Origin of the sequence: Paenibacillus sp. FSL E2-0177 (genome assembly GCF_037992975.1) — a bacterium.
GTDB lineage: Bacteria > Bacillota > Bacilli > Paenibacillales > Paenibacillaceae > Paenibacillus_AQ > Paenibacillus_AQ odorifer.
Map to the genome: position 1 here is coordinate 4,218,612 of NZ_CP150307.1, position 14,003 is coordinate 4,232,614.

At 44.0% G+C, this 14,003-nt stretch carries 14 protein-coding genes; all 14 read right to left on the bottom strand.

Annotation, left to right across the window (positions count from 1 at the left end; translation table 11 throughout):
* Positions 1-152: 152 nt before the first annotated feature.
* The 14 genes from rny to sleB all read right to left on the bottom strand — a co-directional run bounded on the left by rny (position 153) and on the right by sleB (position 13,995).
* On the bottom strand, positions 153-1,694 hold the full coding sequence (gene rny / locus MHI25_RS18765) for a ribonuclease Y (protein WP_036689085.1): 1,542 nt from the start codon (positions 1,692-1,694) through the stop codon (positions 153-155).
* A 319-nt stretch (positions 1,695-2,013) separates the two neighbouring features.
* The gene (locus MHI25_RS18770) at positions 2,014-2,739 is read right to left on the bottom strand and encodes a RecX family transcriptional regulator (RefSeq protein ID WP_076127881.1); all 726 of its coding nucleotides are present in this window, start codon (positions 2,737-2,739) and stop codon (positions 2,014-2,016) included.
* A 110-nt stretch (positions 2,740-2,849) separates the two neighbouring features.
* Entirely contained in the window at positions 2,850-3,914 is a 1,065-nt protein-coding gene (gene recA / locus MHI25_RS18775) for a recombinase RecA (protein ID WP_076127879.1), read from the bottom strand.
* A gap of 300 nt (positions 3,915-4,214) precedes the next feature.
* Entirely contained in the window at positions 4,215-5,501 is a 1,287-nt protein-coding gene (locus tag MHI25_RS18780; RefSeq protein WP_036688393.1) for a competence/damage-inducible protein A, read from the bottom strand.
* 108 nt (positions 5,502-5,609) lie between these two features.
* Positions 5,610-6,197 carry a CDP-diacylglycerol--glycerol-3-phosphate 3-phosphatidyltransferase gene (pgsA, locus tag MHI25_RS18785; RefSeq protein ID WP_036688397.1) on the bottom strand — a complete coding sequence of 196 codons (588 nt, stop codon included), beginning with the start codon at positions 6,195-6,197 and terminating at the stop codon, positions 5,610-5,612.
* Positions 6,198-6,352: 155 nt separating this feature from the next.
* Positions 6,353-6,844: a YajQ family cyclic di-GMP-binding protein gene (locus MHI25_RS18790; RefSeq protein ID WP_076127877.1), complete on the bottom strand. Its 492-nt coding sequence runs from the start codon at positions 6,842-6,844 to the stop codon at positions 6,353-6,355.
* A 210-nt stretch (positions 6,845-7,054) separates the two neighbouring features.
* On the bottom strand, positions 7,055-7,216 hold the full coding sequence (locus MHI25_RS18795) for a hypothetical protein (protein ID WP_169744781.1): 162 nt from the start codon (positions 7,214-7,216) through the stop codon (positions 7,055-7,057).
* 79 nt (positions 7,217-7,295) lie between these two features.
* Complete coding sequence (locus tag MHI25_RS18800) at positions 7,296-8,222, bottom strand: RodZ domain-containing protein (RefSeq protein WP_340393939.1); 927 nt, start codon at positions 8,220-8,222, stop codon at positions 7,296-7,298.
* A gap of 94 nt (positions 8,223-8,316) precedes the next feature.
* Complete coding sequence (locus tag MHI25_RS18805) at positions 8,317-9,084, bottom strand: DUF3388 domain-containing protein (RefSeq protein ID WP_036688406.1); 768 nt, start codon at positions 9,082-9,084, stop codon at positions 8,317-8,319.
* 177 nt (positions 9,085-9,261) lie between these two features.
* Positions 9,262-9,525 (bottom strand): DUF3243 domain-containing protein, encoded by a 264-nt coding sequence (locus MHI25_RS18810; RefSeq protein ID WP_036688409.1) that lies wholly within the window; start codon positions 9,523-9,525, stop codon positions 9,262-9,264.
* 137 nt (positions 9,526-9,662) lie between these two features.
* Positions 9,663-10,430, bottom strand: coding sequence for a 3-oxoacyl-ACP reductase FabG (gene fabG / locus MHI25_RS18815; protein WP_036688412.1), 768 nt, complete (start codon positions 10,428-10,430; stop codon positions 9,663-9,665).
* Positions 10,431-11,711 (bottom strand): pitrilysin family protein, encoded by a 1,281-nt coding sequence (locus MHI25_RS18820; RefSeq protein ID WP_076179904.1) that lies wholly within the window; start codon positions 11,709-11,711, stop codon positions 10,431-10,433.
* Between the two features lie 2 nt (positions 11,712-11,713).
* Complete coding sequence (locus tag MHI25_RS18825) at positions 11,714-12,952, bottom strand: pitrilysin family protein (protein WP_256720979.1); 1,239 nt, start codon at positions 12,950-12,952, stop codon at positions 11,714-11,716.
* Positions 12,953-13,128: 176 nt separating this feature from the next.
* On the bottom strand, positions 13,129-13,995 hold the full coding sequence (gene sleB, locus MHI25_RS18830; RefSeq protein ID WP_036688421.1) for a spore cortex-lytic enzyme: 867 nt from the start codon (positions 13,993-13,995) through the stop codon (positions 13,129-13,131).
* Between the last annotated feature and the right edge of the window lie 8 nt (positions 13,996-14,003).

Genomic DNA, 14,003 nt, shown 5'->3' on the forward strand with positions numbered 1-14,003 from the left:
AAAAAAGGCCCCGCTTAGGGGCCAATTTTCATCAAATATAAGAAAGTATAAGTTATATCTTATCCTTTAACCTTATATTCCTAGCAGAAACATATACCAGGAAACGATCATAAATATCGTTATTTCCCAAGAGTATGTTATCTACTTATTGCCTATTTAGCGTATTCAACAGCCCGTGTCTCACGAATAACGGTAACCTTGATATGTCCTGGATAATCCAGTTCACTTTCAATCATCTTCGTAATATCGCGAGCAAGACGGAATGCCTCTGCATCGTCAATCTTCTCTGGCTGTACCATCACGCGCACCTCACGGCCCGCTTGAATAGCAAATGATTTCTCTACGCCTTCGAATGACTCTGAGATTTCTTCCAGTTTCTCTAGACGTTTAATATACGTTTCCAGTGTTTCACGGCGAGCACCAGGTCTAGCAGCCGACAATGCGTCAGCGGCACCAACCAACATAGCAATAACCGAGGTAGCTTCGCAGTCTCCATGATGAGATGCGATACTGTTGATAACAACCGGATGTTCTTTATATTTCTTCGCTAGTTCAACGCCGATCTCAACATGCGAACCTTCCACTTCATGATCCAGCGCTTTGCCGATATCATGGAGTAATCCTGCACGTTTTGCAAGCACGATGTCTTCCCCAAGCTCACCGGCCATCAGTCCTGTTAAATAAGCAACCTCCATGGAGTGCTTCAATACATTTTGACCATAGCTTGTACGGAATTTCAGACGCCCCAGAATCTTGATCAAATCTGGATGCAAACCGTGAACGCCCACTTCGAAAGTAGCTTGTTCACCATATTCCCGAATCCGTTCGTCCACTTCTTTGCGGGATTTCTCCACCATCTCTTCAATACGAGCGGGGTGAATACGTCCATCAGCCACCAATTTCTCAAGTGCCGTACGGGCCACTTCACGGCGGATTGGATCAAATCCTGACAAAATAACTGCTTCCGGCGTATCATCAATAATGAGGTCGATACCTGTAAGAGTTTCCAAAGCACGAATATTACGGCCTTCACGACCGATAATCCGACCTTTCATCTCTTCATTCGGCAACGTAACAACTGAAACCGTTGTTTCCGCTACGTGATCAGCTGCACAGCGTTGGATAGCGAGTGTGATGATTTCACGGGATTTCTTATCCGCTTCTTCTTTCGCCTGCTGTTCAATTTCTTTGATCATTTGTGCCGTTTCATGGCGAACTTCTTGCTCAACATTGCTAAGAATGATACTTCTTGCATCTTCGATGCTTAAATTGGAGATACGTTCCAATTCAGTGACTTGGTTTTTGTAAATAACATCAATTTGCTGTTGGGTTTCATCAATTCGTTTCTCTTTGTTAGCTACTTGTTCTTCTTTTCTTTCAAGCGATTCCATTTTTTTATCCAGAGATTCTTCCTTTTGCAGCAAACGTCTCTCTTGCCGTTGGATTTCATTCCGACGTTCACGAGTTTCTTTCTCAGCTTCAGTACGGATTCTATGGACTTCGTCCTTAGCTTCCAATACTGTTTCTTTCTTCAGCGCCTCAGCGTCCTTCTTCGCATTCTCAACGATGACAACGGCTTCTCTTTCTGCGCTTTGGATTTTAGCTTCTGCAAGGGATTTACGAATAAAATAACCGAACCCAAAGAATATTGCAGCTACAACGAGAACGATAATGACCCAGATCCATGATTCCAGCATCTGTTCACCTCCTCGTTGGTTCCTCTCCAAGGTATATCCCTGGGAATTGTGCAGTTGTTTAACTATCCGTTCATCACCATACAAAAAACCGGTAAACAACCGATTGCCATACTGCACATGCTGCACATGCACACTGCCCGCCTTATCCGGCGATTACATTTCATATGAGTTGTACGTGAACCGTTTAAAACAGTCTCCTTTTTGGGAAGGAAAAAGGATTCTAATTTTATGCCGATTCATGTTATATTTTATTATTTATAAAAAGACATTGTCAAGAGAGTCGATATACGCATTAATGTCAAGAGAATCAGTGATTCTAGTAAAACTCCTCATCTTCACCTTCATAATTGTCTTCCGCAAGTAAAGTATTGATCACTTGGCGAACCATATCGCCCGAAAATCCACGGCGCATAAGGAAGGCTCCAGTCTTTCTTCGCTTATCTGAAGCTTCTCCACGGATGAGATTCCATTTCTTGCGCCCAGTTTCGAGTGCGCTCTCCAGCTCTTGTTCAGGAGTAATATTCTCCAAAGCTTCCGATATAAGGGTTTTGTCTATCCCTTTCTCACGTAGCTCTTGTCGAATCCACATCTTCCCTTTCCGCTGGTTCGCTATTCGTTGCTCTGCCCATTGCTTAGCATATAAAGGGTCATCAAGAAGTCTTTCCTCCTGCAGCCGCTGCACCACTTCCGCAATAATAGTCTCTCCTATTTCCTTCTGGCGTAAACGGCGAGTCATTTCCATAGCGGTGCGTGGTTTACGTTCTAGATAACGGAGGCCTTCTACATAAGCTCGTTGACGCTCATCAGCTACAACAATTTCCACCAAATCAGCCTTCATAAAAGAATTACCAGTAATCATTCGATATTTAATCATGACGTCCTCGTGCACAGTCATGTTATATGCTCCGAAATGTATGATATAACGGTGGTCAGATTTCTTTTGACGTTCTACTTTAGTGATCTCTAAGAGTTCTCCTTCAGGAAAATCAGATAACACCTGCTCATCTTGTTCTTCTGCTTCAAAATCCAGTTGTATTACCATAGTTGTTTGTCACCTCGTAGCAATAGATCGGTTATCGTCTTACTTTCGTTACTTGTTAAGAAAAGACACCCTGCAACAATCAATCACAGGGCGTCCTATTGCTTAATATACTATTCGATTTCGAGAAGCAATTTCTCTTCTTCTTCTTGCTCTGCAATAATATCTTCATTCTTCGGCGCAGCAACAATAGTGGATAAATTACTTGCTTCACGGATCTTATTCTCAATAATAAGGGCAATATCCTGATGTTCCTTCAAAAACTGTTTAGCATTCTCACGGCCTTGACCGAGACGCTCGCCTTCGTAGGAATACCATGCACCACTCTTATTCACGATATCCATTTCAGTACCGATATCTACAAGACTTCCCTCTTTGGAAATCCCTTCACCGTACATAATATCAACATCAGCCTGTTTAAAAGGAGGGGCTACTTTATTCTTCACAATCTTGATCTTAGTACGGTTACCAACCACATCGTTCCCCATCTTGATGCTCTCTACGCGACGTACATCTAAACGTACAGAAGAGTAGAATTTCAATGCACGACCACCCGGAGTTGTCTCAGGGTTACCGAACATAACACCGATCTTCTCACGAAGCTGGTTGATAAAGATAGCGATCGTATTGGATTTGCTAATGGCACCAGAAAGCTTACGAAGTGCTTGAGACATCAAGCGAGCCTGCAATCCGACGTGGGAATCACCCATATCGCCTTCAATTTCAGCCTTAGGTACCAAAGCAGCAACGGAGTCAACGACAATAATATCAACGGCTCCACTACGAACGAGTGCTTCGGCGATTTCCAGCGCTTGTTCACCCGTGTCTGGCTGAGAAAGCAGCAACTCATCGATATTTACGCCCAAGTTACGTGCATATTTCGGATCAAGCGCATGCTCGGCATCGATAAATGCAGCTTGTCCGCCTTGTCTTTGCACTTCTGCAATAGCATGAAGAGCAACTGTTGTTTTACCTGAAGATTCCGGTCCATATACTTCAATAATACGTCCCTTTGGAAGTCCGCCTATACCTAACGCAATATCAAGTGCCAAAGATCCGCTAGGTACAACTTCCACTTGCATATGCGTGGATTCTCCCAGTTTCATTACCGAACCTTTACCAAATTGTTTTTCTATTTGACGAAGCGCCATATCAAGCGCTGCACGACGATCTGACAATCAGACCACTTCCTTCACTGTTTATAGTAATATAATAACGTGTTTTTAAGGTCTTGCCAAGCTTTTTTTCGAACATACATTCGTTTTTTTTGTCTTGGGCGTTATTTATCCCTTTTATTGTAAGCCTCCCTCCGGAGATAGAAGTTAATTAAATTCCCCACTTCACCGGACATCAACGACTTATGATCATGAGTAGCCATCGTGATCAAAATCTCTGCAAATATACAAAAAACCGCAGCAAAGAAATCTCAGTGCCACGGTTCTTCCGTATGTGTTTATTATAACTGGGCTAATCTCCCATTACAAGTCTGAACCCTCAAGAGGTGTCTCCACCTTGCGTTCCTCAAGTCTCCGCCACAGACGATACAGCAGAGCCTTTACAGTACGCAACCGGATATTTTCCCGTGTACCTTTAAGATTAAGCTCATAGACCTCTGTCTTACGTCCCCGTTCAGCCAAGCCGATAAATACAAGTCCAACAGGCTTGCGTTCAGAATAACCCGGTCCGGCTACACCTGTAACAGATAAGCCGAAATCACTGTCTGCAATCATTCTCACTTGGTCAGCCAACACCTCGGCAACTTCTCGACTTACGGCTCCAGGAGCATTGGGTCCCTCCAAATAAGCACTTGGCACATTCAGTAGCTTTTTCTTTAGGTCATTCGAATAGCAGACGATACCGCCGGCAAACATCGAAGCACTGCCTGGAATATTTGTTATGCTCTCCATCAGCAAACCTCCGGTGCAGCTCTCTGCCGCACTTAAGGTCAGGCCGGCATCCGCCATCCAATCCACAATCAATTGCTCCAGCGGCACATCAATGTTCGCATACAAATGTTCCGGCAAAATCTCCTTGATTTGTTGTTCCAGTATCTCCAGCTTCTTTGTAGCTTCATGCTCAGAAGGGGCCTTTGTCGAAATACGAACAGTTACCTCTCCCTCTTTGGCATACGGAGCAATCGTTGGATCAGTCTGACTGCGAATCAGTTCAATGAGCTTGTCCTCCAGCAACGATTCTCCGATGCCGGCAAATTTGAGCATTTTTGAATAAAGCGGTGTTTCGTTCGTCAAGGCGTGCTGCTGTAGCCACGGTACTGCTTTATCTACGAACATCGGTTTCATCTCACGAGGTGGACCTGGAAGCACAATATAATATTTCTTCTCATGCTCAAAAGCAATCCCAACCGCAAGACCGATTTCATTCGGCAACGGTGTAGTTCCTTCAATTATAAGTGCCTGTTTGCGGTTATTTTCGGTCATAACGATCTTACGATCATCAAAGAAGCGTTGTACATGATCCATCGCCAAACGATCAATATGGAGCGTTCTACCTAGCGATGCAGCCAGTGCGTCTTTAGTCAGATCATCCTCAGTGGGGCCAATTCCGCCCGTAAAGATAATAACGTCGGCCCGACTCTGAGCGATCTCGATGGCTTGCTGCAGGCGGCTGCTGTTATCACCGACAACGGTTTGAAAGTATACATCGATCCCGATGGCAGCTAGCTCTATAGACAAAAACTGGGCATTACTATTCACGATTTGACCGAGCAAAAGCTCTGTCCCTACTGCAATAATCTCCGCTTTCATACCTGGCTTTCGCCTCCTCGTTATAATGTAGGTACACTGCTTTTGGATTTCAAAAAAGGTAATAGGTGCTTCACCTATTACCTTTCCTTGTATATCCAGCTTACATGCTTACGCATTATGCAGCTGTAGCAGATCCTTATTCTTCACAAAATAATCAATTCCAGAATAAATAGTGATCAGCGCTGCGGCCCAAATAGCAATATCGTCTACAGGAATACTGACAAATTGAAATGGGAAATTATTCAACAACAGCAGTGAGATCGCAACAATTTGTACAACCGTCTTTATCTTGCCCCATTTGCTGGCGGCAACCACTTTTCCCTCTAGCAATGCAATCTGGCGAAGTCCGGTGACTGCAAACTCACGACTGATGATTACAATAGCAATCCATGAATCGCATCTGCCCAGCTCCACAAGTGAAATCAGAACTGCAGATACCAGCAGTTTGTCCGCAAGTGGATCAAGGAGTTTACCGAGATTGGTGACCATATTATATTTCCTAGCAATGTAGCCGTCTATTCCATCCGTGCTGGCCGCAAGCAAAAAGATTACAGCTGCTACCAAATGATTAACAGATAGCTGAAACGAGCCCCAATGTATCGGTTCTGGATAAAAACTGAAATCCACCAGTAAAAAAAACATCATAATCGGGATCAGGCAAATACGAGCTAGCGTGATGCGGTTGGGCAAATTCACTGAAGTTTTCCTCCCCTAAATCGTTCATACAAATTGCCTAAATCAGGCTAATCCATTTCTACTTAAGCAAGTATATTATAGCAATAAATAGGTGTCAAAAAAACAGAAAGCACCCCGCGTTGTTAGTGCTAATAAGCACTGCGGGGCACAAAATTCTATTTCATGTTCATGAATTGTAGATCCAGCGGCAAATCAGCTTTACGCAAGATCTGAATAATCTGCTGCAAATCGTCGCGGCTCTTACCGGTCACACGAATTTGATCCCCTTGGATCTGGCTCTTCACCTTTAATTTTGAATCACGGATCAGAATATTAATCTTTTTCGCATTCTCCTGATCAATGCCTTGCTTAAGCCCTAAACGTTGACGTACAGATCCCAGGGAGGCCGGTTCTACTTTACCGAAATCCAGATTCTTTAGGGTAATGCCTCTTTTCACCATCTTTGATTGTAAAATATCAATAACAGCGTTGAGCTTATATTCGTCTTCAGAGGCGATAATAAGTGCGTCTTTCTCCAGCTTCAGACTGCTTTTGCTGTTCTTAAAATCAAAGCGGTTGTCGATCTCTTTCTCTGTTTGGTGAATAGCATTCGTTAACTCCTGCATATCCATTTTGGATACAATATCAAATGAACATTCTGAACTCATTAAACTCCACGTCCTTTATACAATTAGTCTGCTACTATTATAAGAGAATGGTACTATTAAGTCTAATTTTGGATAAATCATTATGTAGCTCACCCGACATAGAAAACAGCCCCACTAAGTGGAGCTTTTCCTTCGAGTGAGTTTGGTTCAAAGGGTAGAAACACGTCTCCACCGGAAGTACGCCGTTGGAGACGTTCATTTCTACAGCTTCTATCTGCTTCGGACCGGATTACGAAACATATCCAGAATTCCTAGCACAATATGTGCAATACCGAATCCGAGAATTCCGTATCCCCAAGCACCTGGTGTCAAATAGTATCCGATGAGACTGACAACAACCCCAAGGCCAGCTACAATCCAGCTAACTGTCATAAGATGTACACCTCACTTTGGCTAAAACTGAAAACATTCTTATGTTCTCCCTAAAGCCAAAGTCTATACATCCTATTTGTTATTCGCCTGTCCCTTCACTTTGGGTACCTTCACTTCCAGAACCGTCGTCAAGATTAAGCAGGAGACGTGAGGACGTCTTCTCATCCGTGATTACTTGACCATTTACGGTAATCTCAGTTGCTGGGGAATACCCAGACTTAATATACATGCCTTCACTGCCCAGAACGAAGTTCATAGTTTCTCCTGCTGCTGTATTTCCGAAGGAGAGTTTTTCACCTTTAGAGTTCTCGCCTTTGTAAACTTCAAGCCAGCTTACTCCGGATGCAACAATCTCAACCTTAACTTCGCTTCCGGCAGGAGCTGTAACCTTAAATTTCGTTGTTTTGCCTGACTTCCCATCTGGTGTAACTGTGATCGATTGAGGAGACGGCGTTGGTGTCGGTGTTGGCTCCGTAGTTGGCTCAGTAGTTGCTTCTGCACCTGCCGAGGAAGTAGGCGCTACTACACCGCCTCCTGATGCGGGTGGAGATGTTTGTGCTGTATTAGGATCCTGCACATTATTGGTGATATTTGTTTGATCAACTTGATCAGGGTCTGCTTTGTTTAAACTAGAAGCATAAATGTAAATCACCACAATAATCAATATAGGGAATGTCCACATCAGCACCGTTGGCAGCCATTTTGCATTCCGTTCGGTTTCGGGTCTACGGCTGCGCTTTTGAATCACCGTCTCCATGGTCGTGTCTGCGGGTGGTGCAGGTACGTTCCCATGCTCCTCGAGCAGTTCGTCAGGACTCATGCCTACTGCTTCTGCATACGTTTTGATAAACGCCCTCACATAAAAACTTCCTGGAAGCACCTTGTAGTCTCCAGACTCGATGGCTTCCAAATACTTTTTGCGAATTTTTGTTACTTCCTGGACATCGTCAAGACTCATCCCTTTTTGCAGACGTGCCTCTTTCAATTGCCGGCCCAGTTCCGACATACCATCACCTCCTGTAAGTTCTATGAATGTAAACTTCCTTAACCAGCTTTATAAAAAAAACATGCTCGGAAGTGTATTCTTCATCGTTTGTGTTCTATAAATCATCACTGTAGCTCGTCGTAAATGACTCGTACAAGATTTCTTCAGTTGGATTATTCCGCAGCTCAATAATAATATCAAAGTCATCATAACTATACTCAGATTCGCGTACGAAAATATCTGGATGCTCAATAACCTTTGTGCTTGGCATGCTCATAACATTTTGCAATAAATTATAATGTTTCTCATTAGAGCGAATCGTACTGACTATACCATCAATTATAAATACATTATGTGGGTTCATCTCATCTTCAGCCAATTGACTGCGCACCGTCTGCCGCAATAGTGTGGACGAGACAAATGTCCAGCGTTTCATAGCACAGACACTGCCAGCTATAATGGATTCCGTCTTTCCTACACGGGGCATACCACGAAGTCCTATAACCTGATTCCCATCTTTTTTAAACAGCTCACCGAGAAAATCAACCAATAGACCTAGCTCATCGCGGGTGAAACGAAACGTCTTCCGATCATCTGAATCCCGTTCAATATATCGCCCATGGCGCACAGCCAGCTTGTCCACGAGCCTTGGAGACCGCAGAGCTGAAACTGTAATATTATCAACTTTTTTGAGCATTTCGCCCATCAGCATAATTTTCTCATCATCATTGGTCTCCAGCAACATTCCGCGAGTTTTTCCTTCAACTCCATTAATCGTCAGAATGTTAACTTCCAGCATCCCTAACATTGAAGCGATATCACCAAGCAGACCGGGTCTGTTCTTGTGAATCTTGTATTCCATATACCACTGTTTATATTCCACTTGTACACCTCATAGATTCCTTTTCCCTACCCTTTGCCAATACAGCAAAAAAAGCTGCCCCGGCAAAGCGGTCTTTTACACGGGTCATGTTAATGATATATAAAATAAAAATGAAAGGCAAGGTCAGTCCTGTAATAATTGCAGAAAAGCTCCCACAGGGGGAGCTTTTCCGCAAGCTTAGGCGTTGTCTTTCGCCAACTTGACCATGAGTTTAGCAATCGTTTGCTTTTCTTCATCGTTGCCGACATCCCATAGCTCTTTGATCGCACGGTTTTGAGTGTTTGCTGGATCCACTTTTTCATCAAGGAATTCCCCGATTTCAAAAGCCAGCTTTGAGATTGTATCTTGACTCATCCCAAGTTTCTCTGCCTGTACAACCCGTTTACCTAGGAATTTCTTCCAGGTGTCAAAATTTTTGATTACGCTATCGTCTTGTGTCATCTTAAATCCTCCTTCATGTTTACGGTCAAACACCTGCATACAGGCTGTAAGCCGCCTTACGAGAGATTAAAAAACAACACTTATAATATGTCTCAGACGATAGATTCTTATGCTGGAGCTTTTCTCCAAGTTAAGCATTACGTAATCCAGCCACCGTTAGGGCTAATGATCTGCCCAGTAATATACCCGGATTCAGGCAATGCTAAAAAGTAAATCAGTGAGGAGATCTCGTTCGGTGTAGCCAAACGTCCCGCCGGAATCTCATCCTCCAGCATCCGGACCTCATCCTCCTGTAGGTTAGACAACATATTCGTATTAACCGCTCCTGGAGCTACCGCGTTCACAGTTACGCCAGAAGGTGCTAGTTCCTTGGCTAACGCCTTAGTAAACGCATTTACTCCGCCTTTACTGGCTGAATAAGCGACCTCGCAAGAGGCTCCCGATATTCCCCACACGGAAGAAACGTTGATGATTCGACCATAACGCTGGGATACCATGTACGGCATAAAAATCTGGCTGCACATAAAGGTACCTTTCAAGTTAATGGCCATAATATCGTCCCATTCCTCTTCACTCACATCAGCCAGCATCCCATAATGAGATTTACCGGCATTGTTGACAAGAATATCCGGCTGCATTCCATTACTTTCAAGCTTCTCCGCCATTCGTACAATCTGACTGCGATCCTTCATATCCGCATTTACAGTCATTACCTTTGCTCCAAGTGCCATACAACGCCGAGCGACATCATTAGCAGCTTCATGTGAGTGCTTGTAGTGAATAACAATATTCATGCCTACAGAGGCAAACCGTTCTGCAATGGCGCCACCGATTCCCCCGCTGCCCCCTGTCACCAGAACTGTCATTTCTCCTAATGGTTTGTTGCTCTCTCCCAAAAGCGCCATTTAAGGACTCACCACTAGTGAAACAGCGAGCTGCTCCCAATTTACATGGGCATGTAAACGCTCATTCACTTCAGCTAAAGTAATCGATTCGTAAATAGGCAGAACTTCAAACAGGTCACCACCACGGAATTGGTAACGTGTAAATTCATGTGCGATACTTTCAGGGGAGTTCAGCATGCGCAAATATCCGCCTATTTTCTTTTTCCGTGCCCGCTCGAAGTCCTTCTCAGCAAAGCCAGACTTTAAGATCTGATCCACTTCTTCTTTAATTCGTTTTAGCAGCAAATCCGGGTCCTTGGTATCTCCACCCATAGCTGAAAAAGCATATTGTTCTGAACTATTAAATTCATGGCCAAAGCTGTCTGAGATCAGTTCTTCATCATAGAGTTTTTGGTACAACGCTGTGCTGCTGCCAACCAGCAAATCAAGCATAAGCTTTGTGGCGAGATCACGCTTAAGCGCAGCTTCGCCTGTAAGACCATCAACTTTTTCCTTAAATCCAAACATAATCTTAGGCATCGAAACAGCGAGTTTGCTTTCTAAGCGCTTCGTAGCGACTTGTTCCGGCTCCTCTTCAAAAATACGCTTAATCTCACCTTGTTTACCATAAGATTTCCCCTGCTGATTGCTGCGAATCAAGGAGAATACCTTCTCCGGATCCACACCACCCACTACGAACAACAGCATATTGCTGGGATGATAAAAAGAGTTGTAACAAGTGTACAGTGTTTCTTTCGTAATCGTACTAATCGACTCTATAGTTCCGGCAATATCAATCCGAACCGGATGTTTCGAATACATCGCCTCAATAAGGCCAAAGTACACGCGCCAGTCTGGATTATCTGCATACATATTGATTTCTTGACCAATGATCCCTTTTTCCTTTTCTACATTTTCATCCGTAAAATAAGGTCGTTGTACAAAATCAACGAGTGTACTAAGGTTGGTCTCTATGTTCTCTGTTGCCGAGAAAAGATAAACCGTCTGATCAAAACTTGTAAAGGCGTTAGCTGAAGCTCCATTTGAGGCAAAAGTGGCAAAAATATCGCCTTCTGGCTCTTCAAACATTTTGTGCTCCAAAAAGTGAGCTATACCATCAGGAACAGTGGTCTCTTCTCCACCTGCGACATGAAAATGGTTATCTACAGAACCATATTTAGTTGCAAATGTGGCGTAAGTTTTTTTGAATGTTGGTTTTGGCAATACATAAACCTGAAGCCCATTCTCCATCACCTCATGATAAAGGGTCTCTTGAAGTCTGTCGTATTGAATCTGTTCCATCTCTATTCCTCCTTCCCTGTCAAGAAATAAATCGTATCCAGCTGAAAGGTCTCCGCTGCAGCTTTTACTTCCCCTGCACCGATTTGTTCCACCTCTTCTAGCAGCTGATCCGCTGTCCGTTCTTTTCCTGACAACTGGCGGTTGAAGTCGTAAGAGATCATCTCAAAAGCAGAATCCGGAATCTCGGAAAGCTGATTGCGGATCATGGCTTTGGTCTGGCTTAACTCCAGATCACTGATATTGCCAGCTTTCATCTCTTCCAGTTGTTTCTCTATAATTTCAACAGCTTTGTTGTAATTTTGCGTTTCAATACCTGATTGTATCGTTCCAATCCCCTTGTGACCGTCATAGCGTGAAGAAGCATAGTATGCAAGACTGGCCTTCTCCCGTACATTGACGAAGAGTTTGGAGTGTGGATACCCTCCTAATATTCCGTTGTACATAAGTGCGGACGCATATGTATCGTCCTTATACGTAATCGATGTGCGCAGACCCATGTTCAACTTGCCCTGACTGACATCCAGCTTCTCCTCTACCGTCCGCACCTCGCTGACGGATACTGGGACAAACTTGGAGCTATATAAGCCCACCTCCGACTGAATGCGTCCGAAGTGCTGCTGCACAAGCTTTTCAACTTCCTCAGTAGTCGTATCTCCCACAACATAGAGATCCAAAATAGCTCCATCCAGCCATGAGTTATAAGATTCGTACAAACTTTTTGGGGTAATCCGATCCAAATCTGCTCTTTGACCCAGTGGATGAAGACGATAGGGCTCGTTACGGCACATTTCTTCGATACAGCGTTCCGCAGCATAACGAATCTTATCATTTACGATAGATTCCAGCTTCTTGCGCACTGTTTCACGCTCTGTTGCAACATAGGAAGGACGGAAGCTTCCCTCCTCCACCAACGGACGGGTCAGGACTTCTCCTAGGAAAGCAAAGGATTGTTCAAGTAAGCTCTCCTGACTCTGCACGAAGGAGTCATTAATGGTGTCCATGCGAAACTGAACAATCTGATAATCGCCTCTTTTATAAATATCAAAACCAAATCCAGCGCCATACAGCTCCTCCAAACGCTCGCGAAATTGAGTAGTCTCTGGATAAGAAGCGGTACCTCTGCGGAGCACAAATGGGGCAAGTGCTGTAGGGGTTACCGTATCCTCATTAAGTGGGACGCCGGCATAAAGTGAGATGGCGTAGGTCTTGAACGCCTTGGTAGGCATCACGTGAATACGCATACCTGCAACGTTGCCATGCTGAAATACATTATTAGTCAAGTCCAAAACTCCTTTACCGCGTGGATAGTTGCTCATTAACATGTTTATGAATTAATAACCATTCTAAACCATTCCAAAGTAAGGAAGCAACCGGATGCCTCTTCCCGGTTGCTCTCTGGATTTACTTCTTTACTTATCTACATACAGAAAATATGCTGGCCGATAGTCTTGACCTGTGGACGAGTCCAAATCCATTTGGAGGTCGCCGTTTTAGGGTTGAAATAATACAAACATCCACCCGAAGGATCCCAGCCATTCAGCGCTTGCTGCACTGCTTTTCGTGCCTGCTCATTTGGTTCCAAATAAATCTGCCCGTCAGCTACAGCTGTAAAAGCTCCCGGCTGAAAAATAACGCCAGACGGCGTATTTGGAAAGCTCGGAGATTTTACCCGGTTCAAGATTACTGCAGCAACAGCAACTTGTCCTTCGAAAGGTTCACCTCTTGACTCACCATAGACGGCATTAGCCATAATTTTGAGATCATTTTCTGATAATCCCATCGTATTCCCTGAAGACAGAGACGCTGAATCCGAATTATTGGTTGTATTTGTTTTGTTACCGGTGTTGTTGTTTGCTGTATTATTTCCGGTTGCTGAAGCCGACTCTGTTGGCTTCCAGTTCTTAGTTGCGTTATACAATTTCAGCTTAGTCTTAGCGCCTACGATGCCATCAGACTTCATTCCAAACTTCCATTGAAACCACGTTACTGAATTTTTCGTTTTCGGACCAAACTGACTGTCTATTTTCCCTTCATAAAAGCCCAGATGTTTTAAACGTCCTTGCAACTCATAAACATCCTGACCAGAAGAACCGAGTTTAATCGGAGTCGTGCTGAAGGCAGGCAAGGCCTCTTCTTCAGGATGATTTAGTTCATGGACAAATGACGCAGCAGCACTTTGCTTGGTCTGTACTATGCCATTACCCTGGAGCAGCATTCCTGCAAACGGCGCGGCAGCAAGTGCAAGGGTTAAAGAAGCAAAGATCCACAACTTATGTTTCTTCATAGGGGTTC

Coding starts and splice junctions, on each gene's coding strand:
- MHI25_RS18770 (WP_076127881.1), bottom strand. CDS start 2,739: ATGGTAATACAACTGGATTTTGAAGCAGAAGAACAAGATGAGCAGGTG.
- MHI25_RS18780 (WP_036688393.1), bottom strand. CDS start 5,501: ATGAAAGCGGAGATTATTGCAGTAGGGACAGAGCTTTTGCTCGGTCAA.
- MHI25_RS18790 (WP_076127877.1), bottom strand. CDS start 6,844: ATGAGTTCAGAATGTTCATTTGATATTGTATCCAAAATGGATATGCAG.
- MHI25_RS18795 (WP_169744781.1), bottom strand. CDS start 7,216: ATGACAGTTAGCTGGATTGTAGCTGGCCTTGGGGTTGTTGTCAGTCTC.
- MHI25_RS18800 (WP_340393939.1), bottom strand. CDS start 8,222: ATGTCGGAACTGGGCCGGCAATTGAAAGAGGCACGTCTGCAAAAAGGG.
- MHI25_RS18810 (WP_036688409.1), bottom strand. CDS start 9,525: ATGACACAAGACGATAGCGTAATCAAAAATTTTGACACCTGGAAGAAA.
- fabG (WP_036688412.1), bottom strand. CDS start 10,430: ATGGCGCTTTTGGGAGAGAGCAACAAACCATTAGGAGAAATGACAGTT.
- MHI25_RS18820 (WP_076179904.1), bottom strand. CDS start 11,711: ATGGAACAGATTCAATACGACAGACTTCAAGAGACCCTTTATCATGAG.
- MHI25_RS18825 (WP_256720979.1), bottom strand. CDS start 12,952: ATGCGTATTCACGTGATGCCTACCAAGGCGTTCAAGACCTACGCCATC.
- sleB (WP_036688421.1), bottom strand. CDS start 13,995: ATGAAGAAACATAAGTTGTGGATCTTTGCTTCTTTAACCCTTGCACTT.